The organism is Lacticaseibacillus zeae subsp. silagei (genome assembly GCF_030770335.1).
GTDB lineage: Bacteria > Bacillota > Bacilli > Lactobacillales > Lactobacillaceae > Lacticaseibacillus > Lacticaseibacillus zeae.
This window is the reverse complement of record NZ_CP132484.1, coordinates 163128-189817: the sequence shown is the minus strand read 5'-3', so window position 1 is coordinate 189817 and position 26690 is coordinate 163128. Positions and strand designations below refer to the sequence as shown.

Below are 26690 nucleotides of genomic sequence, written 5' to 3'. Positions count from 1 at the left end.
TTAATGCACCTCCAGACGCTGATTAATCGGAATGAAAAAAGCGTTGTAAATCGCCTTGACCGCGCGATTGGCTGACTCCCGCGAGGTGCCCAGCATCAGTGAAATCTGCGAGGCGCCTTCGTTGATCATCGAGACGTGAACGCCGGCACTCGCCAACGGCTGCAAAATCGTCTGAATCAAGCCGGTCCGCTGCGCCATCCCTTCGCCGACAACCATGATAATCGCGTAATCATCGATCCACTTCAAAACATCGGGATGGACCGCCGCTTGAATCTCATCGCACACAGCCTTCCGCTTGGCCTCGTTCAGCTGCCGATCATCCAAAATAATCGTCAGATCGTCAATCCCACTTGGCATATGCTCATAGCTGATGCCGTGCCGCTCCAAAACCTGCAGCAACTTCAGCGTAAACCCGACTTCCTTATTCAACAGGTAACGATGCAGGTAAATGGCGCCGAAATGTTGCGAACTCACGATGCCGGTAATGGCGTGCTTCGGGACAAAATGCTGCTCGGGAACAATCATGGTCCCGGGAGCATCGGGATGATTGGTGTTCTTCAAATTAATGGGAATCTGTCCCGCAATAGCTGGCAAAATCGCTTCATCATGGAAAACGCCAAACCCACCATATGATAGCTCTCGCATTTCCCGATAAGTCATTTCCTGAATCATCTGGGGATTTGCCACCACCCGCGGATCAGCTGCAGCGACCCCATCAACATCGGTAAAGTTTTCATATAAGTCTGCATGAAAACCGTTGGCGAGAATGGCTCCGGTGATATCGGAACCGCCTCGTGAAAAAGTGGCAATCGCGCCTTTACTGGTATACCCATAGAAACCAGGAACTACCAGCACACCCAGCGGTCGACTAAAAGCTTCCAGATGCGTGTAAGTTTCACGTGAAACTTCTGCATCATTCGGATCATCGGTCACCATGATCCCCAAGTCTTTTGGTTCGCCATAAGTGGCTTCAATACCTTCATGATTCAAAACGGCGGTCATCAGAAACGCATTCAATTTTTCCCCGCGAGCCTTGAATCCGGCCATGAGATAATCGTGATTGGTAAATGTCTTTTTCGGTAACTGGTATAGTTCTTCGCTGATTTGCTGCATGACTTGGGGATCAAGTCCGAAGTCATCGGCAATTGCTTGATAGCGCGCAACAATTTCCTTAACGACTTCAGTTGCATTTTCATGGCGCAAGGCCGCCTGGGCATACTGAATCAGCAAGTCCGTCACTTTAACGTCGCCGGGATGCCGTTTACCAGGTGCGCTGGTCACCATCACCTGCCGCGCAGGATTTGCTTTCATGATTGCCACAACTTTGGCAAACTGCGACCCATTTGCTAATGATGAACCGCCAAACTTTACGACCCGCACGATAAACTGCCTCCCTAATGGGTTCTCTTTCGCAAGCAACTTGCAGCTATTCGCTCACAGACATCGCGCCAATGAAATCGCGTTTCGCCAGCTCGTTTCTGCAAATGAGAACTCTGTCATTTTATTTTGTACTTTAGCAGACTCTCCCAGAAACACAACCCCCAGCGACGGCGGAAAATCGGCATGTTTTGGCGGCATTGCATAGAAACAAAGTGTTGAAATTTGTTTTTAATTTTTTTACTCAAACGGGTGATGAAGTAGTTGAGGTTGTGACTGGCGGAAAGTGGGCTGGCGCAGGAACGAGCTTGTATGTGAAGAGCTTAAGCGCAATGGCTAAAGCCCGCGCCATCACGCCTGAGGCCACTGGTTTTCTCTGCTGCTCTCTTAAACGCGTTCACTGGGCCAGAAACCTGCGTGTAAGGACCTTGGACGCAATGGCCTAAGCCCGGGCCATCACGGAGGCCACTGGTTTTCTCTGCTGCTCTCTTAAACGCGTTCACCGGCGCAGAAGTCTGCGTATAAGGACCTTGGGCGCGATGGCCTAAGCCCGGGCCATCACGCCCAAGGCCACTTATACTCCAACTTCTAACCGCGCCGGTTCACGCTCTTGACGCTTTCGTTTTTTTATTATAGTCTGGTGATAAACAGATAGAGGTTGCAACCAACATGAGTATCCGAATCGAGCGAGATCCTTCGCGGTGACGTTTGGTGAAAGGGGCGGTTGCCGAAATGGGGGCGCCGGGATCGGCAAGCCTGTTGGGCCAGGGTTGAATAAATCCTGTACTGTCGCTTAGAAACCTAAGCGGGGCGCTATCATTCAAGTAGATTGCAAGTTGGGATCTTTTTGTTTGACGCGTGGCCAAACAAAAGGATCCCTTTTCGTTTGCCGTCGCCCTGCCGTAACGCGTTCACTGGGCCAGAAACCTGCACATAAGAGCCTTGGTCGCAATGACCACCTGTGCTCCGGTTTCTAACCGGCCCAGTCCACGCTCAAGGAGGATGCACGTTATGAATTTTGCTACAAACCAAGAAGGTCAATTAACCATCGGCGGGGTTGCGGCCAGTCAACTGGCGCACACGTTTCAAACGCCGCTTTACGTGTATGATGTCGGAGCGATTCGCCACCAGATTCGCGCGTTTAAACAAGTTTTTGAGGCTGCCAACGTTCGTTATGCTGTCAGTTATGCTTCCAAGGCGTTTGCAACCATTGCGATGTACGATGTCGCCAAGGCTGAAAACATTCATGTCGATGTGGTTTCTGGCGGCGAATTATACACGGCTCAAGCCGCCGATTTTCCCATGGCAAAAGTCAGCTTTCATGGCAATAACAAAAGCAAAGCTGAACTGCAACAAGCACTGGATGCCGGCGTCGGCACGATCATTGTGGACAATTTTCACGAATTGGATTTGCTTGATGAGCTCTTGAAAGCAGCAGTTGGCCAACAAGATGTTTTGATTCGGGTCGCTCCCGGAATTAGCGCCCACACCCATGCTTATGATCAAACCGGCCAAACTGACAGTAAATTCGGCTTTGATCTTGAAAGTGGACAGGCAGATGAAGCCGCCAAGCGGATTTTAGCCGACGAACATCTGAACCTGCTCGGCATCCACGCCCATATCGGCTCGCAGATTTTTGAAGTGGCCGGATTTGAAGCCGTCACCCAAAAGCTGCTGGCTGTCCTTGATAATTGGCACCGGCAATTCGGTTTCACCCCGCAAGTGCTTAATGTCGGCGGCGGTTTCGGCATTGCTTACACCAGCCAGGATGATCCGCTGCCGCCAGAAGCGTTTGTTAAAGCCATTCTGAGTACCCTCAAAACGCAAAGCACCCATCTTGATTGGCCGCTGCCGGCAGTCTGGATTGAACCGGGACGGTCGATTGTCGGCCCCGCCGGCTACAGTCTTTACACGGTCGGCAGCCGCAAAGACGTGCCTGGGTTGCGGCCGTATGCTGCAGTTGACGGTGGCATGGGTGACAACATTCGGCCCGCCCTTTATCAGGCGCAATACACTGCGGTGGTTGCCGATCACCCGACCGCCAAGCCAACCGAGCATGTCCATCTCGTCGGCAAGTACTGCGAATCCGGAGATATTTTAATCGACGACGCCCCATTGCCCGCCACGCAGCCAGGCGATGTGGTTGCCGTTTTCGACACCGGCGCTTATGGCTACTCCATGGCATCCAACTACAACCGCAACCCGCGGCCGGCCGTCGTTTTCGTTGAAAATGGCCAAGCTCAGCTGGTCGTCACGCGCGAAACTTACGCTGACTTGATTCAGCACGATCACCACTACGCCGCACCGAGCTCGTCAACACCCGCAACCACCGTCAACAACGCTACTACCGCAACCAAATAGGAGGCCATCATGGCACAATTAGACACCCAAAAGATCATTTCAACCATTGCCAACAGTCAGAAAACAACACCCGTTAAGGTCTATCTCAAAGGCGAGTTAGCTGATATGCATTTTCCAAAAAGTGTGCACGCATTCTTTGGGGAGCACACCGGAACGGTCATCGGCGACTGGGCAGTTATCCAGCCAATTTTGAAAAAGGCCAAGCTTGACGACTACTATGTCGAAACTGCGGGCCGTAATACCGGCGTTCCTTTGCTAGATATCAAAGCGGAAAATGCTCGGATTGAACCCGGCGCGATCATTCGTGACCAGGTTCTGATCGGCAACAATGCAGTGATCATGATGGGCGCCATTATCAACATCGGCGCTGAAATCGGCGATGGCACCATGATCGACATGGGTGCGGTGCTGGGCGGTCGAGCGATTGTCGGCAAATATTGCCATATTGGTGCCGGTACCGTTTTGGCTGGCGTGGTAGAACCACCGTCAGCAAAACCCCTCACAATCGGTGATCACGTCATGATCGGCGCCAATGCCGTGGTTCTTGAAGGCGTGTCGGTCGGCGAAGGAGCGGTCATTGCCGCCGGAGCTGTCGTCATTAACGATGTGCCGGCACACACGGTGGTCGCTGGCGTTCCGGCCAAAGTCATCAAGCAGGTCAACGATCAAACGGAAGCCAAAACCGTCCTGCTCGACGAACTCAGAAAGCTGTGACTTTTAATGAAGGAAGCTGAATTGATTGCCATTCGCCGCCAGCTCCACCAAATTCCCGAACTTGCCTTGCAGGAAAAAGAAACGCATGCCTTCCTACTTAAAACGGTGCATAGTTTTCCGCAAACCTTTCTCACTATTCGGACACTGCCTAAATTGCCGACTGCCTTACTGGTCAAAGTTCACGGACAAAACCCGCAGCGGACCATCGGCTATCGAACCGACATTGACGCCTTGCCGGTGACGGAAGAAACCGGCTTACCGTTTAGCTCGCAGCATTCCGGCATCGCCCATGCTTGCGGCCATGACATGCACATGACAGTGGCGCTAGGAATTCTGGACTATTTCGCCCACCACCAGCCAAAAGATAATTTGATTTTCTTCTTCCAACCGGCCGAAGAAAGCAAAAATGGCGGCAAATTGGCCTACGACATGGGCGTTTTCACCGGTGATTGGCACATCGACGAGTTTTACGGGTTGCATGATCGCCCTGACTTGCCAGCTGGTACCATCAGCACGCGGCTTGGCACCCTTTTTGCCGGGACAACTGAAATCAATGTCGATCTCATCGGGAAAAGCGGCCACGCAGCCTTGCCGCAAAATGCCAACGATATGATCGTGGCCGCTGCCAGTTTTATTAACCAGATTCAGACCATCGTCGCTCGTAACGTCAGCCCCACCGACAGCGCGGTCATCACGTTTGGCCTGATGCGCGCCGGAACCATTCGCAATGTGATTGCCGGGCGCGCCCACTTGGAAGGTACTTTACGCGGATTCACCCAGAAACAAATCGATTTCTTACAGCAACGTATTCGCGATATTGGTCAGGGAATCGCCGCCAGCTTCAACTGCGACGTCAACGTTGATTTGAATCAAGGCGGCTATTATCCAGTCGAAAATAACCCGCAGCTGACCAAAGACTTCATTCAATACATGCAAGCCGATCCAGCCGTTACGTTTGCGCCCACCGGACCCGTGATGACCGGGGAAGATTTCGGCTATCTATTAAATAAAATTCCCGGCACCATGTTCTGGCTGGGCGTCAACGATCCGGATTCTCAACTACACGCTGCCGACTTTTCGCCAGACGAAGCCGCGCTGGCACCAGGAGTCACAGCGGTTGTGCATTTTCTGGAACATCGGATGGCGGAAAATAATTGAATCAGTAGCTATCGCTATTGACTCATGCTTGATGCGCCGATGCGACTTTCACCATCCGCGCTCCGGAGCATTTGGCGCAAGAGCTTACCCGTAAAAGGCGCTGGCTCACGCTCAACCATAACGCGTTCCCCGGCGCAGGGGTCTGCGTGTAAGGACCTTGGTCGCAATGGCCTAAGACCGGGCCATCACGCCCAAGGCCGCTTACACTCCGACCCCTAACCGCGCCGGCTCACGCTCACGCTCACTTTAATTGGAGGTTTTTGAATGCAAAAAGCAGAATTGATCACCGCGATTGTGACACCGTTTAATGATCGCGATGACATTGACTATACGGTCATGCAACGGTTGGTTGATCATCTGATTGCAGAAGGCACCGATGGCTTTGTCGTTGGCGCCACCACAGGTGAAGGGCCGACGCTCAGTCATGACGAGAAAATCAACTTGTACACGCGGTTTGTCGACATGGTTCACGGCCGGGCGCTGGTCATTGCCAATTCAGGGTCGAACAATACGCGGGAAACCGTTGATTTTACCCATGAAGTCGGCGGTATCGCCGGAATTGATGCGACACTGGTGGTCGTGCCTTACTACAACAAACCTGATCAAAACGGCATGATCGCCCACTACACGGCGGTCGCGGCCAACGCGCAAAAGCCGATCATCATTTACAATATCCCTGGCCGAACCGGCGTTGAGATGCTGCCGGAAACTGTCGCAACGTTGGCGCAAAACCCCATGATTCAAGGTATCAAACAATGCGGTAGCCTCGCCGCCCTGAGTGACATCATTGATCGAACCAAGCACGACGCGTTTAGTGTCTGGACCGGTGAAGATGCTCAGGCGCTGACGATTAAAACGCTCGGCGGTATGGGCGTGATCTCGGTTGCTTCCCATCTTTACGCGCACAGCATTCGGGAAATGTATGCGGCATTGGATCGCGGCGACATCACGACGGTGGCTGCGCTGCAACGACAACTATTGCCGAAAATGGCTGCCTTATTCCATTTCCCATCGCCTGCTCCGACCAAAGCCGCGCTCAACGCATTAGGCTTCAACGTCGGCAGCCCGCGTCTGCCAATACTGCCATTAACTGCCAAACAACAGCAGGAACTCGCCCATCTTTTAGGCGTTCCGGAACTATCAGCCATTGAAGCGGAGGTGCTCGCATGATTCACGTTCTTGTCGCCGGTTTTCGCGGTGCCATGGGTCAAAAAACCGTCAAAATGATCCAGTCACATTCAGATTTCGCATTAAGTGCCGTTTTTGACCCTAAAATAACCATCAATAACCCGCAAAATTACGGATTACCGGCTGAGGTCAAAGTCCTCAACCATTACGATCAGCTCAACGCTAACGTCGCCGATGTCTGGGTCGACTTCACCAATCCCGACGCGGTCGCCGCTAATACCGAAGCCGCAATTAATGCGGGCATCCATCCGGTCATTGGCACAAGCGGGATGGCGCCAGCTGATCAGAATCGCCTCATCAGGCTGGCCAAAGCGAAACACCTCGGCGGCCTAATCGCACCAAACTTTGGCCTCTCCGCCGTTTTATTGATGAAATTTGCCCAAGAAGCCGCCGCCTATTTTCCTGATGCCGAAATCATTGAAATGCACCACCAAGACAAAGCCGACGCCCCTTCAGGCACCGCCATCGCCACCGCGCACAAAATCGCCGACGGACGTACCCAAAAGCCATTGTCCACCATCGACAACGACGCCCGCGGTCAGCGCATCGATGACGTCCCTGTCCACGCCGTTCGCCTCCCCGGCTACATCGCCCATGAAGAAGTTCTCTTCGGCGGCCCCGGCGAAGCCCTCACCATTCGCCAAGACTCCTTCGACCGCCAAAGCTTCATGCAAGGCGTTGCCGTCGCCATTCGCAAGGTGCAGGAAGCGGATCAGTTGGTGGTTGGGTTGGAGAACTTTTTATAGAAAAAGGACACCTTCCATTAAAAATTTGCACCTCGCTCTCTCAATTACTAGACGGCCTTGGTCTACAAGCGTACCATCGCAAACTAACAAGTGACCACTAACTGGTCGCATGGCAGAAAATAAAAATCGTCCCACCAGCTATTTTGCTGATGGGGCAATTTTTTATTTCTAGAAATTTTTAAAAATATTTACGCGTTTCGAACACCTGTTCCCACAACGATTCCCGCCATTTCAGCATCTGTTTGACTTTATTTTTAGAAAAAATCAGTTGTCAATTTAAAAAAATGAGTGCATACTGATTTTGTTGAACCGAACGTACGTTCCCTTTAGCAATTATACGAGGGGGTTTTAACATGGCAGATCAAGCAGTATTAGAAGTTCAAAATTGGCTCAACGCGACTTATGGCAATGTGTCAGGTTTTGAGAAAGTAAATCCAGATGGTCATACCGGGTGGCCAACGATTTACGCATTACGTGAAGCATTGCAACACGAACTTGGTATCACGGATATTGGCGAAGGATTTGGTCCCGCAACGCGGTCAGCGCTGGCTAGCGTTGTTGGCAATCTGAAACCAGGTTATACAGGTAACATTGCACAGCTAATCCAAGGTGCCTTTTGGTGCAAGGGTATCGATCCAGGAAGCAACTTGAATCAAGAGTTTTCAACTGCAACACAGCAAGCCTTCAAAACCTTACAAACCGATGCAGGACTTAATGCAGACGGTATTGTAACCGTTAATTTAATGGCAGCACTTTTCGACATGAGCGCCTTTGTTCTGGTCGCTGGTGGCGATAAAAATGTTCGTCAATTGCAACAATGGCTCAATGCTGACTATAGCCAATACATTGGGATCATGCCTTGTGATGGTATTTACCAGCGCGATACCAATGTCGGTCTCATTTATGCGTTGCAACGTGCACTTGGCATCTCTGCTGATGTTGCAAACGGGAACTTCGGCGATGCTACCAATGCAGCTTTGAAAGCAGTGAGCCTTTCTGTCGGAGCTACCGGTTTACTCGTTAAAATTGTCAAATACGGCCTTTATCTGAACAGCATGTACGATGGCGATTTTGGCGAAAACTTTGGATCCGATGTAGCAACAAGCATTATCAAATTTCGCAAATTCATGAAGTATCCAAACGAAGACTCCGGTGTTGCAGACTACACAGTCATCAAAGGGCTCGTTACCAGTAACGGTGACACAGGCCGCGATTCAATCGCGCTCGATACAGCAACCCAACTGACGGCATCTGATGTGCAACATTTCCGCGACTATGGATTCAGCATCGTTGGCCGGTATCTCACAGGAACAGTCGGTGCTGATTTCAAACCAAAGAATCTTACGTCAACAGAAGTCAGAACAATTCTGGATGGCGGCTTAAAGTTCTTCCCAATCTACGAAGATGGTGGCTACGTTGAAAGCTACTTCACTGCCGCCCAAGGTCAAAAAGACGGACAAACGGCAATCAGTGCAGCGCTCAGCTTAGGCCTACCTGCCGACACTGTCATCTATTTCGCGGTAGACGTTGATTTTCAGGAAGGCGACATTGATGGGACGGTTATTCCGTATATCAATGCTGTGCAGAACGTTTTGAATCGGTCAATTTACAAAGCTGGCATTTATGGGACTCGAAATGTTTGTCTTCACGCTGAGAAAACTGGTATAGACTACAGCTTTGTTGCCAATATGTCGTACGGATGGAGTGGCAATTTAGGATTTAAGATGCCAGACAACTGGGCGTTCGACCAATTTGTCGAATATCCAATTTATGGCATCGACATTGATCAAGATGCGAGTTCCGGCCGAGACCAGGGTGTTTCAGCTGTCACAGAAGCAACACCAGCAACACAAAAGGCGTACGTAGCGAACCGACTTTTGAGCATTTTCCCTGACTATCATAATTTATTTGGTACCATCAATTGGACGGTCTCCTCCCCTACACAACATATTACGACCCCGTTAGCCGACTACTATGTCACTTTGGAGGACAAATGGTCAGCAACCGTAGTCGATAATAAAACAGGCGTTCTGACAATCCAAGATGCTAAAATCATTAATGAATCTACCGACATCTTAGAACAGTTCGAAAGCGCCATGTCCTCATATAATGTTGGTGATTTAGCCGGAACCTTTAACAAGCTCGCCCCGATGATCGGGAACGGTGCCATTAAAGCTGGTCTAGCTATTCGTGATGGGATGGTCGGATTTAAAGTTGCAATTGAGAGTTCTGTAGAAAACACAAGTACAAGTTCTTCTGTGGAAAATCAATTTACTTTGACATTGGAGACTTATATTCATCAGAACTTCATCCCACAAAATGATTACGTTCCTGTTTATCAACCAATTTCAGAACCAGATCCCACTTTCGTTGTAACCCTAGAGAAAGTTGGAGAGGTCACAGTTCTTGGGATTCTTGTTGCAGGGGCAGTACTAGCGACCGCCGTTACGGCAGGTTCCGCAGCACCAGCTGTCACCGCTTTGTTCTCCCTACTGGCAATACAGCTGTTCGGTAAAGACTAAAGCAAAGGTAAGAATCCTCCACTAAAGCACCATCGTCAACCCCAAATGTATCCAGTTTAAATCAACTGGGTACATTTTTTAATACAACCAGAGCGCAGCCCAGTAAAATACTCCAAGGTTAATGAATCCTTCTAGAATCAATACGGCAAGATAAACATAGTACCATCTGGCCCCATGATTCTCTAAAATCTTTACGCCTCGATTAACTAGTAGATACTTCTTAAGCTGTCGATTTTTATAAAACCGAAAGACTTGCTCTTCTACAACAAATACAATGTTAGCAAATAAGCAACAAAGACCGATGCTCGGAAAAAGATAAATCCCCGTGTTCTCTGCTGCGTAAAGGACTCCAGCCGAGAAACAAAACACCCCAAGATAGAAGCCTAAAAATTGCACGTTTATCATTATTTCAAAGAAGGCCTGTCGTTGATTGAGAACCGCCTCCTGTTTTAGAACTTTACCTTGTATAATCTGATCAAGATTTGAATTTTCAAAACTGATTTTTCTGTTTTGTCGTTCTTTTTTTAAAGCAATATTTTTAAACCTAAGTGTCAATGCCAGTGTCACCATTGCAAAAATGTGGGGGATCAAGTATGTAAATTCCATTTCAACCATCCTTTCAGCATTAAAGCTGGTCCCTATACAAGCAAGTCGATTTCTTAACGATATCATGAATTGCAGTGTACTTCCTCAGAATTTCGATTAAACTCAATACATAAGTAAAATGACATCTCTGTCTTGAGTTTAACTGTTTTCATTCCCACACAAAAGCTTGACACTGGCTCTTTTGGGTAAACGCCAATTATAAGCTTGCACCCCCGTTTAATTTTCACCTAGGAATTAGTCCGCCTTAATGTTTAGTTAAGAGCTCTCGGTTTCAAACGGCAGGCCTTTTTAAATGTGTCGATTTATCAGATCATATGATTATGGCACTAAATTTTTCGCCAGTTTGGAGAAATAAAATGAAGATCAGATTATATTTCAAAAAAAGTACGATGCTTTTTGTGATCTTGCTCAGTATCCTACTGACAACTGCAAACCTCACTGGCATTTTTTTGGATTGCGACAACAATCTTACTGTTGCTTCTCATCGCTTTTCTGGACGGTCGCAAATTGCCATCAATCCATTGGCTTCTCAAAACGCTCCGAGTCGGCGCTGTCCTCTGCCTGCTCATGATTTCTTTAAGCGTTCATGAAACCGGATTTTCAACTGGCGGTGAGGTATCGGCGCTACAAATGTCTTATTCGCACAGTACAGCCATCACAATTGGCCAAGGAAAATTCATGCTGACAGAAGCAGATAATATGGCCGGTCATACAAAGACCTACTTTTTCAATTTATACGAGCGACGGCCATTTTTCTTTCATCGCGTTAATCCAACTTTCTGCTTCATAGAGTCAACCAATAAAATTCCAAAGCGAAGTTACTTATGGATTTTCAAGAATATCGTGCTTAAACATCGATTGTCGGTCACTGAGCCAGATACTGAATACATCAATGGAAGTCCCGATCCCAAAGAGTTTGTCTCATCGCAAATTAAATTTTAAAAGTAAATTCTCTTTAGAAACAGCGATTTTAAGCTGGAGCAGTACGGGAACCTGATATCCGTGCTGCTTATTTGTACGCTTAACCTTATTTTTTTAAAATGAACTCATTTCAAAAATCAAAAAGATCAGGAAACTCCCGAAGTCTCGAATCACAACACCTGCCAGCCTCTTCACAAATGAAACCTCTGGCAACTTATTCTCGTTCGTCCTGCCGACGCGCTGGAGAAAAAAAGATGTTGCGGATGTATAAATAGCGAAGAACAGTAGAAAAATCGAGACTATTAAATAAGCATCCTTGGTGCTAGCCGGCAAGACCGTAATAGCCCCCAGCGAAAAAGAAAAAATGAAGATATAGCTGATTGTCACACCGGCTAGAATACGATTGAAAATTTTCCCGATTGCATTATCGATAAACTTTCGATCTATCGCCTCTCTGCGCATAATCTCAGAACGGCTCATTTTCAAACGCTTCTCTAAGTTTTTTCGAAACCTCTCTTTAATTATTCGACTGTAAACGGTCATTGCCACCCAAAGAACCGCGGTTAAGATGTAAGGCATGTAAATATCCATCGTTTTCTTCTCCCCAATGTACCCAGTTCAGATTACCGTGGTACATTTTTTAATATAGCCAGACTGCCATTGCATAGAATAATCCAAGATTAATGAATCCTTCTAAAATCAATAAAGCAAGGTAAACATAGTACCGTCTTGCCCCGTGATTTTCTATGATCTTTACACCTCGATCAACTGCGAGATACTTTTTAAGTTGTCGTTTTTTATAAAGCCGAAAAGCTTGCTCTTCTACAACAAACAGGATATTAGCAAACAAGCAGAAAACACCAATGCTCGGAAAAAGATAAACGCCAGTGCTCTCCTCTGCATAAAGAACTCCGGCCGAAAAGCAAAAAGCGGCGATGTAAACGCCTGCGAATTGCGCGTTTATTAGTATTTCAGTGATGAAGTGTCGCTGATTTAGAACTGCCTCTTGTTTCAGAACTTTGGCTTGTAATTCCTGATCGAGATTTGAATTTTCAAAACTGATTTCTCTGTGTTGCCGCTCTTTTTTTAAAGCAGAATTTTTAAACCTGAGCGTCAATGTAAGTACCACCATTGCAAAAATGTGGGGAATCAAGTACGTCAGTTCCATTTCAGCCATCCTTTCAGCGTTAAAGCCGCTTCTCATGCGAGCAAGTCAATTGCTGAATGGTATCATGAACAGCAATATGCTTTCTCAAAATTCCGAAAAATCTCAAAGTATAAGTATAGCGATATTCCAACATGAACTTCAATCGCTTTCACCTCAAAAAACGTTTCCAAAACTTATTGACACATAAATGAAAAACCGGTACACTCAAAAAATTAAAAAATTAATTTATGTTTTTTGATTTTAAACATTTAAAACAACCTGGGGGGTGACTGTAAGAGTCTAAAAATCAGCCGAATTTACCGACCACTTTTGACAACAAGAAAGCGAGGCAATCAACATGAATAAATCCATGAAACATATTTGCGCAACTGCCGCATTACTATTTTTAGGTATGATCTTACTTAATCAGCCGACTAGTCAAGTACAAGCTGCTACAACTGATACTCCCACTGATGAACAAGTTTTACAGGATTACGGATCATCGGATAAAGGTACTGTAATTTACCAAGATAAAGATATCACTGTCCGTTCCTTTGGGAATGATCCAACAATTGCAAAAGCCATTTCAGATAACCCAAAAACGGTGACAGGACAGCTAACTTCCTCGAGTAGTGCAAGTAATGGTAACGTTGCACCGGCATCGGTCGGTATAGGCGCGAGTGGAACTGCTAAACTTTATGCTGCTTCCTCAGGTCAATTGCTTTTTTGGTCAGTCCTGCCAGCTACAGGATTAGGTTACACTTTTGTAGGAAATATACATCTAGCATACTACTCTGGATATCGGCGAGATCGAGAAATTTTGGGGCAAACAACTTTTCCTGGCGAAGTTTCTGGCACTGTGTCCATGAATAAAAACAACGGTGGTTATGCCAGTCTGTCTGGTCAAGCGGTAGATACAGAAGGCCACTTATTCGATGTTGTTCCTGACGTTGGAACCAGTTTCTAAGGTCATGATTGCTTAACACCACCATTGCGGAGGTTCGCTATGACAACACATTTTGATAAAACTATCAACATTTTTGCTAAAGCAGATCATGTATCGGATCTTCTGAAAAAGGAAAAAATTGAGAACTTTGTCGTCTTCTTCATTAACAATCTTTCATCCTATGACAATCTCATGCACGCAACACTATTTCTATCTGCAATAGCCGGTTTATTCGAACAGTCAAAGCTCCCACTTCGTATCGAGGTCATGCAAATACCTCTTCCAAATAATAAATTCAAAGTTGACTTCATTGCCATCAGGCTATTCGCTTCTGAATATAACCGTGCCGTTCAAGAGTTTGAAGATGCTGTTAATCAAACTGAAAGGAACGCAAAACGAAAAAAGTAACTCAGTTTCGAGTTCCTTCTCTACCAGCATCATCTGGCATCGATTATTTTCATATCTAGCCGGGTTAAAGCCATGCGATTTTTCATTCACGCTATTGATCGCATCCGGATATCGGCGGGACCAAGAAATGGCGGCTCAAACAACTTGTCCTGGCGATGTTCCCGCCACTAAGTCCATGAATAAAAACAACGGTGGTTACGCCAGCTTGTCTGGTCAAGCGGTAGATACGGAAGAACACTTATTCAAAATCGTTCCAGATATTGGAATAAGCTTCGAAAGGCACTCTCGCTCAGCCACCATCATTGCGGAGGTTTGCCATGACAACACAATTTGATAGAACCATCAATATCTTTGCCAAGTCACTTCACGTGTCAGATCTTCTGAAAAAGGAAAAAATTGAGAACTTTGTCGTCTTCTTCATTAACAATCTTTCATCCTATGACAATCTCATGCGCGCAACCGTATTTCTATCTGCAATAGCCGGATTCTTCGAACAATCAAATCTGCCATTACGGATTCAAGTCATGCAGATACCGCTTTCAGATAATAAATCTAAGGTTGACTTCATTGCTATCCGGCTACTCGATTCTGAATATAACCGTGCCGTTCAAAAGCTTGAGGATGCCTATAACCAAAATAAAAGAAATGCAAAACGGAAAAAGTAACTCAGTTTTCAACATTTTTCTTTACCAGCATCACCTACTTTCAGTGTCAGCCAAGTCAAAGCCATACGATCTTGCATTGCCCACTAACGATCGCATGGCTTTTTCAATGGTCCTTATTCCTCACAAGTCCATGCCTATGCTATTCTAAAGGTGGTATCTGCCACGAAGCCACGAAGCCCCAATAGAATAGCTTCGCCAAACTCATAAAAAGGAAAGATGGACGATGAAAAGACTCGGATGGTTTTCATTACTAACGCTCTCATTGATCTACATACTGATCCCCGCACAGACAGCATCTGCACAAAGCGCGACTGCCGCGAACAAAGCTCCAGTGGCTAAACAGATCAAAATTAGCAACGTCCGTCAGTCCCTGAACCTCAAATTCCACTTGCCGGCTCGCACTGATTATAGTTTAAAGGATCTCAATAATCAGACGCTCGCCAAAAAAAAATCTGCCAGTGGTGTGGTTAACCTCAAACGATTACAGTCGAGTTCAACGAAACTTGTTTTGAAAACATCGCGCAGTCGCCACACGTCCAAACAGATAATCAACGTTCCCGAATCATATCCGATTGCTCACCCTGCCATTCATCGAAAACCTGTTATGATTGGCAATCAAGTAACCTACACTGGCGCCAACAAACTACGCCTATTCACCATCCAAACGAAGTACCTGCCAGATATTCCTAAAAACCAAACCGGAATCACTTTGACCATTCATAACGCGCACTATGCCGTTCCTTTGAGCTTTTCCGAAAAGCATTTCTCAGCGTCCAATGATCAGCATCAAGTCACTGTCAAAATGCTTTCGACGCCACCCGTTATCAAACCAAACGAAACGAAAACGATTCGCCTGCTGATTGATGTCCCGCAAGGAAAAAGCATTAACGGTACCCTCGCGCTTGATCAGGTCAATTTGACAGCGCCTATCAACTTTTACTTGTAATCTTTTTGAGAGAGCTGCACTTATAAGAAGATTGCTAACTTATCGTATTAGTTTGAATGACCAATGCTCCGCGCTAACTGGCCAAAGCCTGCCAGTGCCACCTTTTGCACTTGCTCTGGCGATTCAGGCTGATCTTGCGCCAACCACAAGCGTAAGACATTGGTAAACCCGCCGAGTGCAAATGCCATGATATAATTCACCTCTCGATCAGTCCCTGCCGCATGCCACGGCGCCGGAAACTGGCGATACTTGTCAACGGCATCACGTTGCCAAACACCATTCAACTGATCGAACAGACCTTGCCGAATCAATAAGCGGACAAGGTCTTTTTGTTGCCACCAAAATGTGAAAAAGTGCTGCATAGTTGTTTCAAAACTAATCGGGGTTTGTCCGCGGGTGGCCTTTTTCAGACTTTCAAAATAATCGTCTGTCAACTGGCGACATAAATAATCAATTAAATCATTCTTGGTTTTAAACGCTCGATAAAAGGTTTTGCGTGAAAGATCCGCTGTCTGAACAATTTCCGTGATTGAAATATCTGTCACCGTCTCGCCACGTTGCATTAACGTAACCAACGCATCCACCAGCCATTGTTTCGATTGCAGCGCCATCCGTTGTTTCCCATTCATGCTTGGAATCTCCTAACTGACACAAATACCACCAATTTGTAGCACTTGTCGCCAAACGCTTGTTGCTTGTCGTTGTCCTCAGTATACTCAAAGTGCTTTCGAAAGTCACACATGTGTCACATGTATCCAATTATAACAGATGAAAGGATCTGATGTGATGACCCGTTTAACCCGGGCACTTTGTTCTATCGGCTTAACCATTGCCATGTTCATGGGAACACTCGATACCACCATCGTGAATATTGCCATCCCTAAAATTATGGATGATCTTCATGGCTCACTTGCCAATACTAGCTGGGTCATGACCATTTACACTTTAGCCATGTCCGTTTTCATGATCACGACTTCCAAAATTGCGGATCGTTATGGCCGCAAAAAAATCATGCTACTTGGCCTAGCACTTTTTGGCGGTTTTTCCGCCGCTTGCACCACCGCAAACTCGCTGCCGATATTGATTACATTTCGTTTTTTTCAAGGCCTTGGCGGGGCAATCATCACCCCCATCGTTTTGCCGATGGGAATTGAAGTATTTGGCAAAGAAAAACTCAATCAGGTAGCCGCGCTTGTTGGTGCCGTGACCGCATTAGCAGCAGCTGGTGGGCCGCCAATTGGTGGGATGATTCTGCAAGTTACTTCATGGCGCTGGATTTTTGGCATTAATGTCCCCCTTGCCTTGCTCGCATTTTTACTGGTCGCCTTCTGTGCACACGAATCGTATGATGAATCGCTGGCTGGTCGCATTGATCTTCCCGGCTTATTGCTTTTGACGGCTGCACTTGGCGGCGTCACTTTTGGCCTACTAGAAGGTCGTCAATATGGCTGGCATTCAACACTGATCCTCAGCAGTCTGATCGGTGGTGCCGTAGCGCTTGTTGCCTTTGTTGTCACTGAGCATCATATTAAAAATCCATTATTGGAACTCGATCTTTTTCACGAAAAGACGCTCAGTGCCTCAAGTATCGTTTACTTCATGACCGGTTTTGCACTTGTCGGCCCAAGCTTGATCCTAAATTATTTTCTACAAAATGTACTTGGTGACAGTCCGCTACATGCAGCTTTAATCATCATTCCGGTATCACTTACCATCATGGTCGCCATGCCAATCGGTACACGGTTACTCGCCAAACTCGGCGCGATTCCGGTGACATTGGCGGGAATGATTCTCATGGCCGCAAGTCTGTTTTTACTTTCACTGATCAAAACCAATACGGCCACCGCCCTTATCGTGGTGCTCTTAGTCATCAATGGCTTTGGTTTCGGATTTTCATCAGTCTCACTCGTGGCCTCGGTTCGCTATCTGCCTAAAAACAAAAGCGGTATCGGTTCCGGTATTGTCAACGCTGCACGGCAAATTGGGACATGCCTCGGTATTGCCATTCTTGTCACGGTGCTCGATACAAATATTGCCTCTGCTAAAACGCAGATCCATCACACTGCTGATCAACTTGTAACTGAAAAGACGTTATCACCTCATGTCAAAACTGTTGCTCATCAGCAGTTAACTAAGATCTTTTCCGGTTCTTCGACGCCAACTACTCATCAACAGAAGAAGATGATCCGCGCCATCACGAAAGCAGCCAGTGCTAAAACCAACTTACCTAAACCCGTTGCAGGTAGCGACCTACGTAAACTATATGATGCGAGTGTCGCCTTGCAACAAGGCAGCAGCAAACTGACAAACGGCTCGGCCACGCTCACAAAAGCTGCCCAACAAAGTCGCTCGCCGCTTACGATTAGCATTACCCGCTTTGGTGCTGGCGTTGCAACTATTGCTCAAGGTCAACGTTCTGCGCTGACCGGAATTAAGCAAATCGCCCAAAAGCAAACATTGCAAACGACTTTCAGTGAAATTAAGCAACGCAAAAATAAGCATCTGGCGCAAGCATTCAGCCACACCTATCTGATTGGCGCCTTGATCGTCTTGTGCCTGTCCCCCGTTGCCTTCTGGACTGATCGGCGGAAAGTCGCATCTGCCAAAGCGTCATGAATAAAATTATCATGACGTAGACACTGAACTCACTAACTAGGCAATTCTATCACGACATCACAGATAAGTGGTGTCGTGTTAGTGTACTCACGACCGCCCAGTAAAAAAATCGCGCTACCTACTCTATGCCTTAATAATGTCAAAGGATGGTGCATCATGAAGTGGCTTCCAAGAACAGAATCAGCACTAGGATTTGCACTCATCATCTATTTTTACTTTGTCCAATTTACTTTCAGCTGGCTATTATTTATTGTTGGCTTCCTAATTCCTGACATCAGTGCTTTAGGCTTTCTCGTCAACGAAAAGACTGGCAATGTCTGCTACAATATTGGCCATACGTTAATCGGGCCGATTATTCTCGGCGGACTAGCCCTCATTAGTGCTCAGTATGGTTTACTGGCCGCGGCGTTGATCTGGTCAGCGCACATTTTGGGTGATCGCACACTCGGTTTTGGGTTACGCTACTGAAATGAATTGACCTTTTTGAAAAGATTACATAGTCAAGCTTTCTTAACCAATTCCTTCTCCATTAAGATATCCTTCTGCAAGTCTCCCTTTCGAGCACCTTGGATTAATATTCATGGGCAAACTCGGAAACAAACAAGATCCAACCAAATTTCTCACCCACTTTTCGCAAATATATGAGCCCAAAGTTTGTGAATGGTAATAAGATTGTTACAATAAGGTTGTGGCCAATTGACCGTACGTTGGAACAATTTTGTAGATGAGGATGTGGTGAATCAATGGCAGATGTTGTCATTTTAGGTGCCGGATATGCGGGCATTCGGGCCGTCAAAACGTTGAGTAAGCTCGCACCAAAGGGAACAACGATCACAGTGGTTGACCAAAACGCCGAACATGAAGAGCGCACGCAACTTCATGAAGTGGCGGCAGGTACCGTGCCTGCATCAAAAATCACGTTTAATATTCAACAGGTTCTTCCAAAGGATGTTCAGTTTCTTCAGGCGAAAGTCAGCAAGGTTGACGTGTCGACAAAGATGGTAATTTTGGCTAACCATGCGCCGTTACGTTACGATTATCTCATCATCGCGCTTGGCTTCCGGTCTGAGGACTTTGGGTTGCCGGGTGCCGCGGAAAACGCCTTGCCGCTGGACAATGTAACCTCCGCGGAAACGATCACCAAGACGATTGAGCAGCACGTCGCCAATTATAAGCAGTCACAAGATCCTAAAGACTTGACGGTTATTGTTGCCGGCGCAGGGTTCACCGGCGTTGAATTACTGGGCGAATTGACGCACAGTATGCCGGCGCTGGCTAAAAAGTACGACACGCCGCCAATTAAAATCATCTCCATGGAAATGGCAACGCGCATTTTGCCGATGTTCGATGAAAAATTGGCCAATTATGCGATGGACTACCTCAAGAGCCATGGGGTGACGATGATGACTGGCTCCAAGATTACGAAGATCGAGCCGAATGCCGTGGTTTATGCTGATGGCGACCAGGAAAAGAAAGTCGAAGGGAACACAATTATCTGGACGGTCGGTGTTTCCGGCAGCGATGTGATTGCGGATTCCGGCTTCAAGCAGCGCCGTAACCGCGTGGTAGTTTCCAATCACCTGAACTTGAACGATCATCCTGAGGTCTTCATTATCGGCGATGTATCGGCGGTAATGGCAGGCGATTCCGGCCGGCCTTATCCAACCACTGCACAAATTTCAACACAGGAAGGCGATCAAGCTGGTAAGAATGTTGCCGCAGCGTTAAACGGTCAACCGTTGACGGACTTTGTTTACAAGCCTAAGGGCACTGTGGCATCACTCGGCAGCCAAGATGGTATCGCCCAAATTGGCAAGGGTCACAAGTATACTGGTTTCATTGCTAAAATGCTCAAGCGCGTCATCACGGATAAGTCCTTACTTGAGGACGCCAACTTGGCAACGATGTTGAAACAAGGACGCTGGCCGCTTTAGTGGTTTAGGTAAAAGTGACAGGTGTTCGAACCGTAAAAGGATCTGCGAACTCATTTTATTAAGTTGACAAAGGTATTGTCAGCCGATAATCTTTCTTTAGAGATGTGGTTCATGCATTCGCCGCGGGATTTACCACCCGCAATAAGCGGTAGCATGTGAAGGGCAGTCAGCAAATAACATTTGCTGGCTGTTTTTTTTGTGCGAAAAGATGGCAGACTACTTTTGAGTCGCATGCTGTCCATTTGCCCTATAAGAAAACTAAGGCTATCCTAAAAGAAGCTTATTTTGCCGATCCTGGCAGTTTTAAGCCAAACTTTATTCGGAGGCGAGCACGATTAATCAGCTCAAAAAACTACCTAAGTCACTCATGACGATTGCTCTTGTTTTCGTCATCGCCTTTGCTTGGTCACTCTTATCTGACATTATTCCTTTTCTAATGGGGTTATTCGGCACCTTAAAGGACGAAGCCAATATTCCGCAATCCTTTGATTTGCTTTTCTTGTTCGGTGAAGCCATCGGTATTATTGGCATGGTCATTTATTACCGCGGCGATCGCGTCATCTTACCATTTGCAAAAGCGCATGCTGTCAGAAATTACTCAGCAGGTCTGCTTTTCGGCTTCCTTATGTTCAGTCTCATTTGGGGCATCATCACTTTATTTGGCGGGTATCAAGTCCTTGTTATCTTCCAGGGATCAAACCTGCTTTGGCTGGTTCTTTTCTTTTTTGGTTACGCAATCCAGTCCATGTTTGAAGAACTGCTTTGCCGCGGCTACGTCATGGGCTATTGGCTTAAGCAAAATAAGGTCACGATGGCTGTTTTGCTCAACTCGATTCTTTTTACGCTCCTACATATGGCCAATCCCGGCTTCAACCTTCCTGCGGCCATTGGCTTGTTCTTATTTGCCATCGCAATGTCACAGTTTCGGTTGTTGACTGGCAGTATCTGGCTTTGCGGCGCTTTTCACGCCATCTGGAACTTCGCGGAAGGCCCTGTCTTCGGCGTCGCTGTGTCGGGCACATCCAGTGAAAGTTTCATCCTGAAGTCACTGCCTACGACAACATTCCAGCCACTGACCGGTGGGACTTTTGGCCTCGAAGCCAGCTCAGTTTCGAATATCGTGCATTTGTTGTTGGTTATCTTGTTGACACTTATCATTTTAAAAAAGCGACGTACAGGCTTAGCCATTTCCGCAAATTAACACTATTCAGACAGTTTCACCAACATTGACACCACGCAAAAAAGCCAGCGAATCTCTCACTGGCTTTTTGCATGAACTCTCGATCAACTTGACGCATTTACCAAACAAAATCTTCCATATCCTCAGCATTCAAAATCGTCACCTGTTTACCCGTACGCTGAATCAACTTTTCATTTGCCAACCGTTTCAAAGTACGGGAAACCGTTTCTGGCGTCGTTCCGAGGTAATCGGCTAATTGCGTCCACGCCATTGGGACGGTTACGGTGTCTTTTCCAGCCGCGGTGCGCAAGTCGAGCAGGTAATGGGTGAGGCGCACGTTGATGGAATCATTGCCAAGATAGCCCGCCTGCTTTTCCAATGCCTGCATTTTGCGGGTGTTTTCCGTGAGCAGCTGGAGACTGATCTGCGGTTGTTTCATGAGGAGTTGTTGAAAGTCCGCTGCGCTAATGGTGCAGACTGTGGCAGTCGTTAGCGCCTCGGTATAGACGTTCGGACTGGCGATGTTGAGTAAGCCAGCCTCGCCTTCATAATCACCGGGCCCATCAACACGCAACAATTGCTCTTTGCCGTTGGTCGCCAATTGGTAGGTCTTGAGCTTGCCCTGAGCCACCACCAATAAACGGGCGTCTGTATCCGGACTGATCAAAACCGTCCCTTTTTCAACTTGCCGTTCATGGGTTAAGGCGTCAATGGCTGCACGCGCCTTGTCATCGAGTTTTTTAAACAACGGCACAACTGCCGTACAACTATGCACCATTTTCCCCTCCTGAGCGTAAACCAGCCCGCTTAGAAACCGAGCCCTTACACTCCAGCTCCTGCGCCAGTGAACGCGGTAATGCAAACAACGTTTTTAATCACCAATCAATCATCTTCATCCTCGTCAAGCAGCTCCCGGCCGGCTGTCACTGCCCGACCAAGTCGCGTCTGCAGGCGAAGGATACTCTGTTCATGCCAGCGCTGCAATTGTAACATATCCGCCGCCAAGACGAGCTTATTCTCCTTATTGGCAAGCGGAATCGCGCGACTGACGAACAACTGGCAAGTATCAAGATCATTCACAACCGCATCCAGCTTCATGTCGTTGGTCCAAAAACGCAACGCCGGATCTTCCTTCAACATGGTATATTCATCGAACTCTGCTGTTGTGGTCGGAAAATCTTCGTCCTGTGCTGCCAAGTCGCTCGCCAACACGGCAAAATGCTGCCGGGCCTGTCCTAGCAATTCAGTTAACAGCTGTCTGTCAGACTCGCTGCTCGCGCCATTCAGCGTCAAGCGAAATTGTTCCAGCTTACGGGCCAAAACCTGTAAATTTGCCAAAACGTGCCCGCTCATCGCCCCGGCAGTCGGGACATGGTGATCATGATCGGCTTGCTTTGCCGCTGCTTCTTGACGAGCCTTGACTTGCTCGGCACTAACTGTCTGCATCCCTGTTGTGACACTCATCATCCAACCTCCTACGCTTCCTGACTACGAACATTGACAACGGTGTACCCTAAATCCGTGATCGTCTTCTTCAGGGTATCGGCGTTCGTAACCGCCGGATCAATCTGCGCCTTAACTTTACTACTATTAAAAAGTGCCTTAACACTCTTAACGCCAGCTTGTTGGCCAACCGCCCCTTCAATCTTCTGCAAGCAACTCGGGCAGGTCAATCCATCTAATTGATAAACTAATTTTGTCATTTTAAAAATCCTTTCTTGTTTATTTACCTTCATTATTCACAGTTTGCGGCTGATGCGCCTTGATCGCCGTCAAGTTTTGCCATTTTCTTGGCGTGTGCCGTAACCGCAAAGCATTCCCAATGACGAGGAGAATCGAGATCTCGTGAAACAGCATCCCACTCGCCATATCGACTAAGCCGACCAGCAAACCGCTCAGTAGCAGCGCCACCGTTCCGATGGCAATCACCAGATTTTGTTTGATATTGTTATTCATTCGCTTGGCTAAATCGAAAAGAACGCCAAGATTAGTGAGTCGACTGCTGGTCAGAATGACATCTGCGGTATCGATCGCCACATCCATACCGGAACCCATCGCGACACCCACGTCCGCCTGCGCCAACGCCGGGCCATCATTGATCCCGTCACCGACAAACATCACTTTTTCGCCACGGGCCTGTGCGGCTTTAATGGCGCTGACTTTATCGGCCGGAAGTAACCCGCCGTGTGTCTGACTCAGCGGTAAATTCGTCATCATGTGTTCAACCGCTGCCTGGGAATCACCTGACAGAACAATCGTCTTTTTGCCACTTGCGGTTAAGTCCGCCAGCATCGTTGCGGTATCCGAACGCAGCTGATCCCGCAAGCCATATGCGGCAACCAGCTTGTCATCAATCGTGGCCAAAACCAGTGAAGCGCCGCCGCTCACAATCGCCTGGATCGCAGCCTGCTGTTCCGGTGTCTGCGGCTGTTTCAAAATCTTTTGATTGCCGACACTGACAGTATGCCCAGCCACCTGTGCCTGCACACCAACGCCACGGGTCACCTTGACGTCTTCAACTGTCTGGGTTGTCTGCGGCTGAAGATAGGCCACCAACGCTTGTCCCAACGGATGCGCGGTTGCTGCTTCGACCGCCGCGACCATCTCTGCCACATTCGCTGTATCATTCGCCCAGTACTGTGCGGTTGCGACGCTGATTTTTCCTTGCGTCAGTGTGCCGGTCTTATCAAACATCACCGTATCGATCTGATCCAACTTGGTCGCCACATCGCCGCCTTTGATCAAAATGCCATGCTTAGCGCCAAAACCTAGTCCGACAACATTGCTGACGGGTGCCCCGATCACCAGCGCACCAGGGCAACCAAGCACAAGAATCGTGATGGCCAGCCGTACATCCTGGCTCACCAAACCGACTATCAGTGCAATCACCAATACCAGCGGCGTGTACCAGCGCGCAAACTTCTGGATGAAGGTCGCGACCGGTGACTGAGCATCCTGGGCATCTTCAATCAAATCGATAATCTGTTGATAAACCGTATTGTAGCCGGTTTTCTCGACTTCAATATCAACGGTTCCATCGCTAACCTGGGTTCCGGAATACACGGTCGCACCGGCCTGTTTTCTTTTCGCATCCGGCTCACCGGTAATCGCCGCTTCAACAATGTTCGCGTGCCCGCCGATCACTTTTCCGTCTGCCGGCACGGTTTCACCTGCCAACACGCGCACTTGATCGCCAACTGCTAACTGACCCACCGGAACGGTTGAGCCATCCACCCGGCGTGCTGTTTTGGGTGCCGCCGCAGCCAAACCCTGAATCGCCGATCGCGTCTTTGCCAGACTGCGCTGCTCCAGCCAGTCGCCAAAAAGAAACAGAAAACTGACCACGGCACTTTCGACCGGCTCGCCAATCAGCACCGCGCCCACCAGCGCAATCGTCACCAGCAGCTCAATGCTAATCTGCTTATACCGCAACGCTTCCCAGGCATTCACCGCAATCGGCAGCCCAGCCACCAAACTCGCCAGCACCAACAACAACCACGCCTGACTGAAAACCAGCCCCAGCACCGTCAGCACCCCGCCACTAATCATCGCTTCTTGTTTATGTGTCTGAATAAAATGCATCGTCTTTTCCCTCCTGAACGTGAACCTTAGTGTCGAGTTCAGTGTACCGAGGCATTCAAAAAGCCGCCTTGACCGTGATCAATTTTCGGTGAAAGGCGGCGGGGATTTTTTATGCATTTAAAAAAACCGCCTCACCATCATTAAGTTTTTGGCAAAGCGGTCAGCATCTGTTCTGGTTTTCAAATCATCTATTGATCTATCAGGCCCTATAAATAGCTTAGCTCACTTACGCAACGTCTTTCTCCTTCTCAACAAGGAAACAATGGCGAATGTCATAACGAAGAAAAAAATGAGCACTAGTAGTTTGAATAGAGTCGAACTTTCACGTGTTGATAAAGCTGCTACTAAAATTATTAGCATCGCAGCCACCGTGGTTCTGGTAACTTTTTTCAAGTGTTCAAACACCTCGCATTCTTTTAGTTGGAGTTTCCGTGACTAAAGCAAAATTGGCAATCGTTGTCTTCGTCATATGTACTGTCATCCAATAATGGGGTTAAGGTATGCAGAACTAGTTTCAGCATCTATCCCCAACCCCATTGCCTGAGGGATATAAGTTAACCCATTGTCAGTGTGAATTCCCCCGCTAAATGGTGTGTTGTCAACATAATCAACCCCGTCAAGATCGATAAAATGAACATTCGAGAGACCGGCACTCAAACAAGCAGCCATGCTTAAGGAAATGTTCACTTCGGATGTGCAGCCAAAAAGACATCCGATTCCTTTTTTCTTTGCAAAGTTAGCGATGCGTATTGCCTCAATGGGGCCGCCGCACTTAATAAGCTTAATGTTAATGAGGTCGGCACATCTCTCGGCAATAACCTTTTTCGCATCGTCCAACCCAAACACGGACTCATCAGCAACAATCGGGATGCGGCTGAAGCGGGTGATTTCTTTCATACTATCTAGGTCGTCGACTTTAACTGGCTGTTCAATAAAATCAACTTTAATGCCGGAGTCTTGTAGCTTGCCAATATTGCTAATTGCTTCTTGACGCGACCAGGCCTGATTGGGATCAATTCGAATCGATACGTCATCGCTTAATAAATCGGCAACACTCAAGACCCGATTTAACTCCTCCGTCCCACTTTTGACTTTGTACTTGATACATTTATAACCGGCTTGAATCGCGGCAGATGTTGCGTTTCTTGTGCTAATTTCGTCCATAATACTGATCGTTGTATCATTATGAAGCGGTCGCGTCGCCGCATCAATATTCAAATAACTATTGACAGATTCGCCATTAGATCGCGCAATGGCATCGACAAGCGCCATTTCAATGCCATACTTAGCCGAGTGGTAGTGCTCTGCATTGACAATCGAGGTCAAGGCAGAATCCGCATCCATTCCTTTGATCGTTGAAATGGCCTTTTCCGAATAATCGATCATATCCGTTAAGGACTCGCCCGTCAGTTTATAATTCTCTGCAGATTCGCCATAACCGTTCGAACCATCTTCAAGAACGACTTGATAGATAAGACTATGTAAGCTGGTAGAGGCCCGAATATTGGTAATAAACGGCTTTGATAGTGGCATGGCCAACTTGAACAGCTTAACGCTTTGTATTTTCACCATAACGACGTCTCCCACTTCTATATTTTGAACCGAATCTGGTAAAACTTTACACGGTCATCCTTTGCTTATCTTAAGTTCCATTTACATATACTGAATGTCTA

26 protein-coding genes and 1 riboswitch are annotated in these 26690 nt (G+C 47.5%); of the genes, 16 read left to right on the top strand and 10 right to left on the bottom strand.

Annotated elements, in window-relative coordinates:
* Complete coding sequence (locus tag LACZS1_RS00940; RefSeq protein WP_010490073.1) at nt 1–1380, bottom strand: aspartate kinase; 1380 nt, start codon at nt 1378–1380, stop codon at nt 1–3.
* Between the two features lie 641 nt (nt 1381–2021).
* Nucleotides 2022–2201: riboswitch (Lysine riboswitch) on the top strand.
* A 187-nt stretch (nt 2202–2388) separates the two neighbouring features.
* On the opposite strand from LACZS1_RS00940, the gene lysA reads away from it, so the two are divergent.
* The 6 genes from lysA to LACZS1_RS00910 all read left to right on the top strand — a co-directional run bounded on the left by lysA (nt 2389) and on the right by LACZS1_RS00910 (nt 10066).
* A complete protein-coding gene (gene lysA, locus LACZS1_RS00935; protein WP_070650875.1) occupies nt 2389–3738 on the top strand; it encodes a diaminopimelate decarboxylase in 1350 nt (449 codons plus the stop codon).
* Nucleotides 3739–3747: 9 nt separating this feature from the next.
* Nucleotides 3748–4452, top strand: coding sequence for a 2,3,4,5-tetrahydropyridine-2,6-dicarboxylate N-acetyltransferase (gene dapD, locus LACZS1_RS00930; RefSeq protein ID WP_306402890.1), 705 nt, complete (start codon nt 3748–3750; stop codon nt 4450–4452).
* A 6-nt stretch (nt 4453–4458) separates the two neighbouring features.
* The gene (locus LACZS1_RS00925; RefSeq protein ID WP_070650879.1) at nt 4459–5610 is read left to right on the top strand and encodes an N-acetyldiaminopimelate deacetylase; all 1152 of its coding nucleotides are present in this window, start codon (nt 4459–4461) and stop codon (nt 5608–5610) included.
* Between the two features lie 264 nt (nt 5611–5874).
* Nucleotides 5875–6780, top strand: coding sequence for a 4-hydroxy-tetrahydrodipicolinate synthase (gene dapA / locus LACZS1_RS00920; protein WP_070650881.1), 906 nt, complete (start codon nt 5875–5877; stop codon nt 6778–6780).
* Nucleotides 6777–7544 (top strand): 4-hydroxy-tetrahydrodipicolinate reductase, encoded by a 768-nt coding sequence (gene dapB, locus LACZS1_RS00915; protein WP_070650883.1) that lies wholly within the window; start codon nt 6777–6779, stop codon nt 7542–7544. The genes dapA and dapB overlap by 4 nt, the downstream gene beginning before the upstream one ends.
* A gap of 353 nt (nt 7545–7897) precedes the next feature.
* Complete coding sequence (locus LACZS1_RS00910; RefSeq protein WP_070650885.1) at nt 7898–10066, top strand: glycoside hydrolase domain-containing protein; 2169 nt, start codon at nt 7898–7900, stop codon at nt 10064–10066.
* A 78-nt stretch (nt 10067–10144) separates the two neighbouring features.
* Here the strand turns inward: LACZS1_RS00910 and LACZS1_RS00905 are convergent, their stop codons facing one another.
* Complete coding sequence (locus tag LACZS1_RS00905; RefSeq protein WP_141753059.1) at nt 10145–10672, bottom strand: hypothetical protein; 528 nt, start codon at nt 10670–10672, stop codon at nt 10145–10147.
* A 507-nt stretch (nt 10673–11179) separates the two neighbouring features.
* Here LACZS1_RS00905 and LACZS1_RS00900 point away from each other — a divergent pair.
* The gene (locus LACZS1_RS00900) at nt 11180–11614 is read left to right on the top strand and encodes a hypothetical protein (RefSeq protein ID WP_070650890.1); all 435 of its coding nucleotides are present in this window, start codon (nt 11180–11182) and stop codon (nt 11612–11614) included.
* 93 nt (nt 11615–11707) lie between these two features.
* Here the strand turns inward: LACZS1_RS00900 and LACZS1_RS00895 are convergent, their stop codons facing one another.
* A complete protein-coding gene (locus tag LACZS1_RS00895; protein ID WP_070650892.1) occupies nt 11708–12184 on the bottom strand; it encodes a hypothetical protein in 477 nt (158 codons plus the stop codon).
* A gap of 49 nt (nt 12185–12233) precedes the next feature.
* Complete coding sequence (locus LACZS1_RS00890; RefSeq protein WP_049169404.1) at nt 12234–12761, bottom strand: hypothetical protein; 528 nt, start codon at nt 12759–12761, stop codon at nt 12234–12236.
* A gap of 337 nt (nt 12762–13098) precedes the next feature.
* Here LACZS1_RS00890 and LACZS1_RS00885 point away from each other — a divergent pair, with 337 nt between their 5' ends.
* From LACZS1_RS00885 to LACZS1_RS00865, 5 genes are all read left to right on the top strand, one after another.
* The gene (locus LACZS1_RS00885; protein WP_070650894.1) at nt 13099–13707 is read left to right on the top strand and encodes a hypothetical protein; all 609 of its coding nucleotides are present in this window, start codon (nt 13099–13101) and stop codon (nt 13705–13707) included.
* A 39-nt stretch (nt 13708–13746) separates the two neighbouring features.
* Nucleotides 13747–14094 (top strand): hypothetical protein, encoded by a 348-nt coding sequence (locus tag LACZS1_RS00880; RefSeq protein WP_070650896.1) that lies wholly within the window; start codon nt 13747–13749, stop codon nt 14092–14094.
* Entirely contained in the window at nt 14051–14428 is a 378-nt protein-coding gene (locus tag LACZS1_RS00875; RefSeq protein ID WP_141753060.1) for a hypothetical protein, read from the top strand. Before LACZS1_RS00880 ends, LACZS1_RS00875 begins: the two co-directional genes overlap by 44 nt.
* On the top strand, nt 14412–14759 hold the full coding sequence (locus tag LACZS1_RS00870; protein WP_010490091.1) for a hypothetical protein: 348 nt from the start codon (nt 14412–14414) through the stop codon (nt 14757–14759). The genes LACZS1_RS00875 and LACZS1_RS00870 overlap by 17 nt, the downstream gene beginning before the upstream one ends.
* A gap of 223 nt (nt 14760–14982) precedes the next feature.
* Nucleotides 14983–15705 (top strand): hypothetical protein, encoded by a 723-nt coding sequence (locus LACZS1_RS00865; RefSeq protein WP_070650898.1) that lies wholly within the window; start codon nt 14983–14985, stop codon nt 15703–15705.
* Between the two features lie 47 nt (nt 15706–15752).
* Here the strand turns inward: LACZS1_RS00865 and LACZS1_RS00860 are convergent, their stop codons facing one another.
* On the bottom strand, nt 15753–16334 hold the full coding sequence (locus LACZS1_RS00860; protein WP_070650900.1) for a TetR/AcrR family transcriptional regulator: 582 nt from the start codon (nt 16332–16334) through the stop codon (nt 15753–15755).
* Nucleotides 16335–16491: 157 nt separating this feature from the next.
* Between LACZS1_RS00860 and LACZS1_RS00855 the strand changes: the two genes are divergently transcribed.
* The 4 genes from LACZS1_RS00855 (at nt 16492) to LACZS1_RS00840 (ending at nt 21456) form a co-directional block, all read left to right on the top strand.
* Nucleotides 16492–18321: an MFS transporter gene (locus tag LACZS1_RS00855; protein ID WP_070650902.1), complete on the top strand. Its 1830-nt coding sequence runs from the start codon at nt 16492–16494 to the stop codon at nt 18319–18321.
* Between the two features lie 156 nt (nt 18322–18477).
* Entirely contained in the window at nt 18478–18789 is a 312-nt protein-coding gene (locus LACZS1_RS00850; protein WP_070650904.1) for a DUF4260 family protein, read from the top strand.
* 275 nt (nt 18790–19064) lie between these two features.
* Nucleotides 19065–20255, top strand: coding sequence for an NAD(P)/FAD-dependent oxidoreductase (locus LACZS1_RS00845; protein ID WP_070650906.1), 1191 nt, complete (start codon nt 19065–19067; stop codon nt 20253–20255).
* A gap of 367 nt (nt 20256–20622) precedes the next feature.
* Entirely contained in the window at nt 20623–21456 is an 834-nt protein-coding gene (locus LACZS1_RS00840; protein WP_070650908.1) for a CPBP family intramembrane glutamic endopeptidase, read from the top strand.
* Nucleotides 21457–21553: 97 nt separating this feature from the next.
* On the opposite strand, the gene LACZS1_RS00835 is transcribed toward LACZS1_RS00840, so the two are convergent.
* The 5 genes from LACZS1_RS00835 to LACZS1_RS00815 all read right to left on the bottom strand — a co-directional run bounded on the left by LACZS1_RS00835 (nt 21554) and on the right by LACZS1_RS00815 (nt 26589).
* On the bottom strand, nt 21554–22213 hold the full coding sequence (locus LACZS1_RS00835) for a Crp/Fnr family transcriptional regulator (protein WP_047106656.1): 660 nt from the start codon (nt 22211–22213) through the stop codon (nt 21554–21556).
* Between the two features lie 104 nt (nt 22214–22317).
* Complete coding sequence (locus LACZS1_RS00830; protein ID WP_070650910.1) at nt 22318–22899, bottom strand: ferritin family protein; 582 nt, start codon at nt 22897–22899, stop codon at nt 22318–22320.
* Between the two features lie 11 nt (nt 22900–22910).
* Nucleotides 22911–23138, bottom strand: coding sequence for a heavy-metal-associated domain-containing protein (locus tag LACZS1_RS00825; RefSeq protein WP_049172431.1), 228 nt, complete (start codon nt 23136–23138; stop codon nt 22911–22913).
* A 19-nt stretch (nt 23139–23157) separates the two neighbouring features.
* Complete coding sequence (locus tag LACZS1_RS00820; RefSeq protein WP_070650912.1) at nt 23158–25017, bottom strand: heavy metal translocating P-type ATPase; 1860 nt, start codon at nt 25015–25017, stop codon at nt 23158–23160.
* Between the two features lie 477 nt (nt 25018–25494).
* A complete protein-coding gene (locus tag LACZS1_RS00815) occupies nt 25495–26589 on the bottom strand; it encodes an enolase C-terminal domain-like protein (RefSeq protein ID WP_070650914.1) in 1095 nt (364 codons plus the stop codon).
* Between the last annotated feature and the right edge of the window lie 101 nt (nt 26590–26690).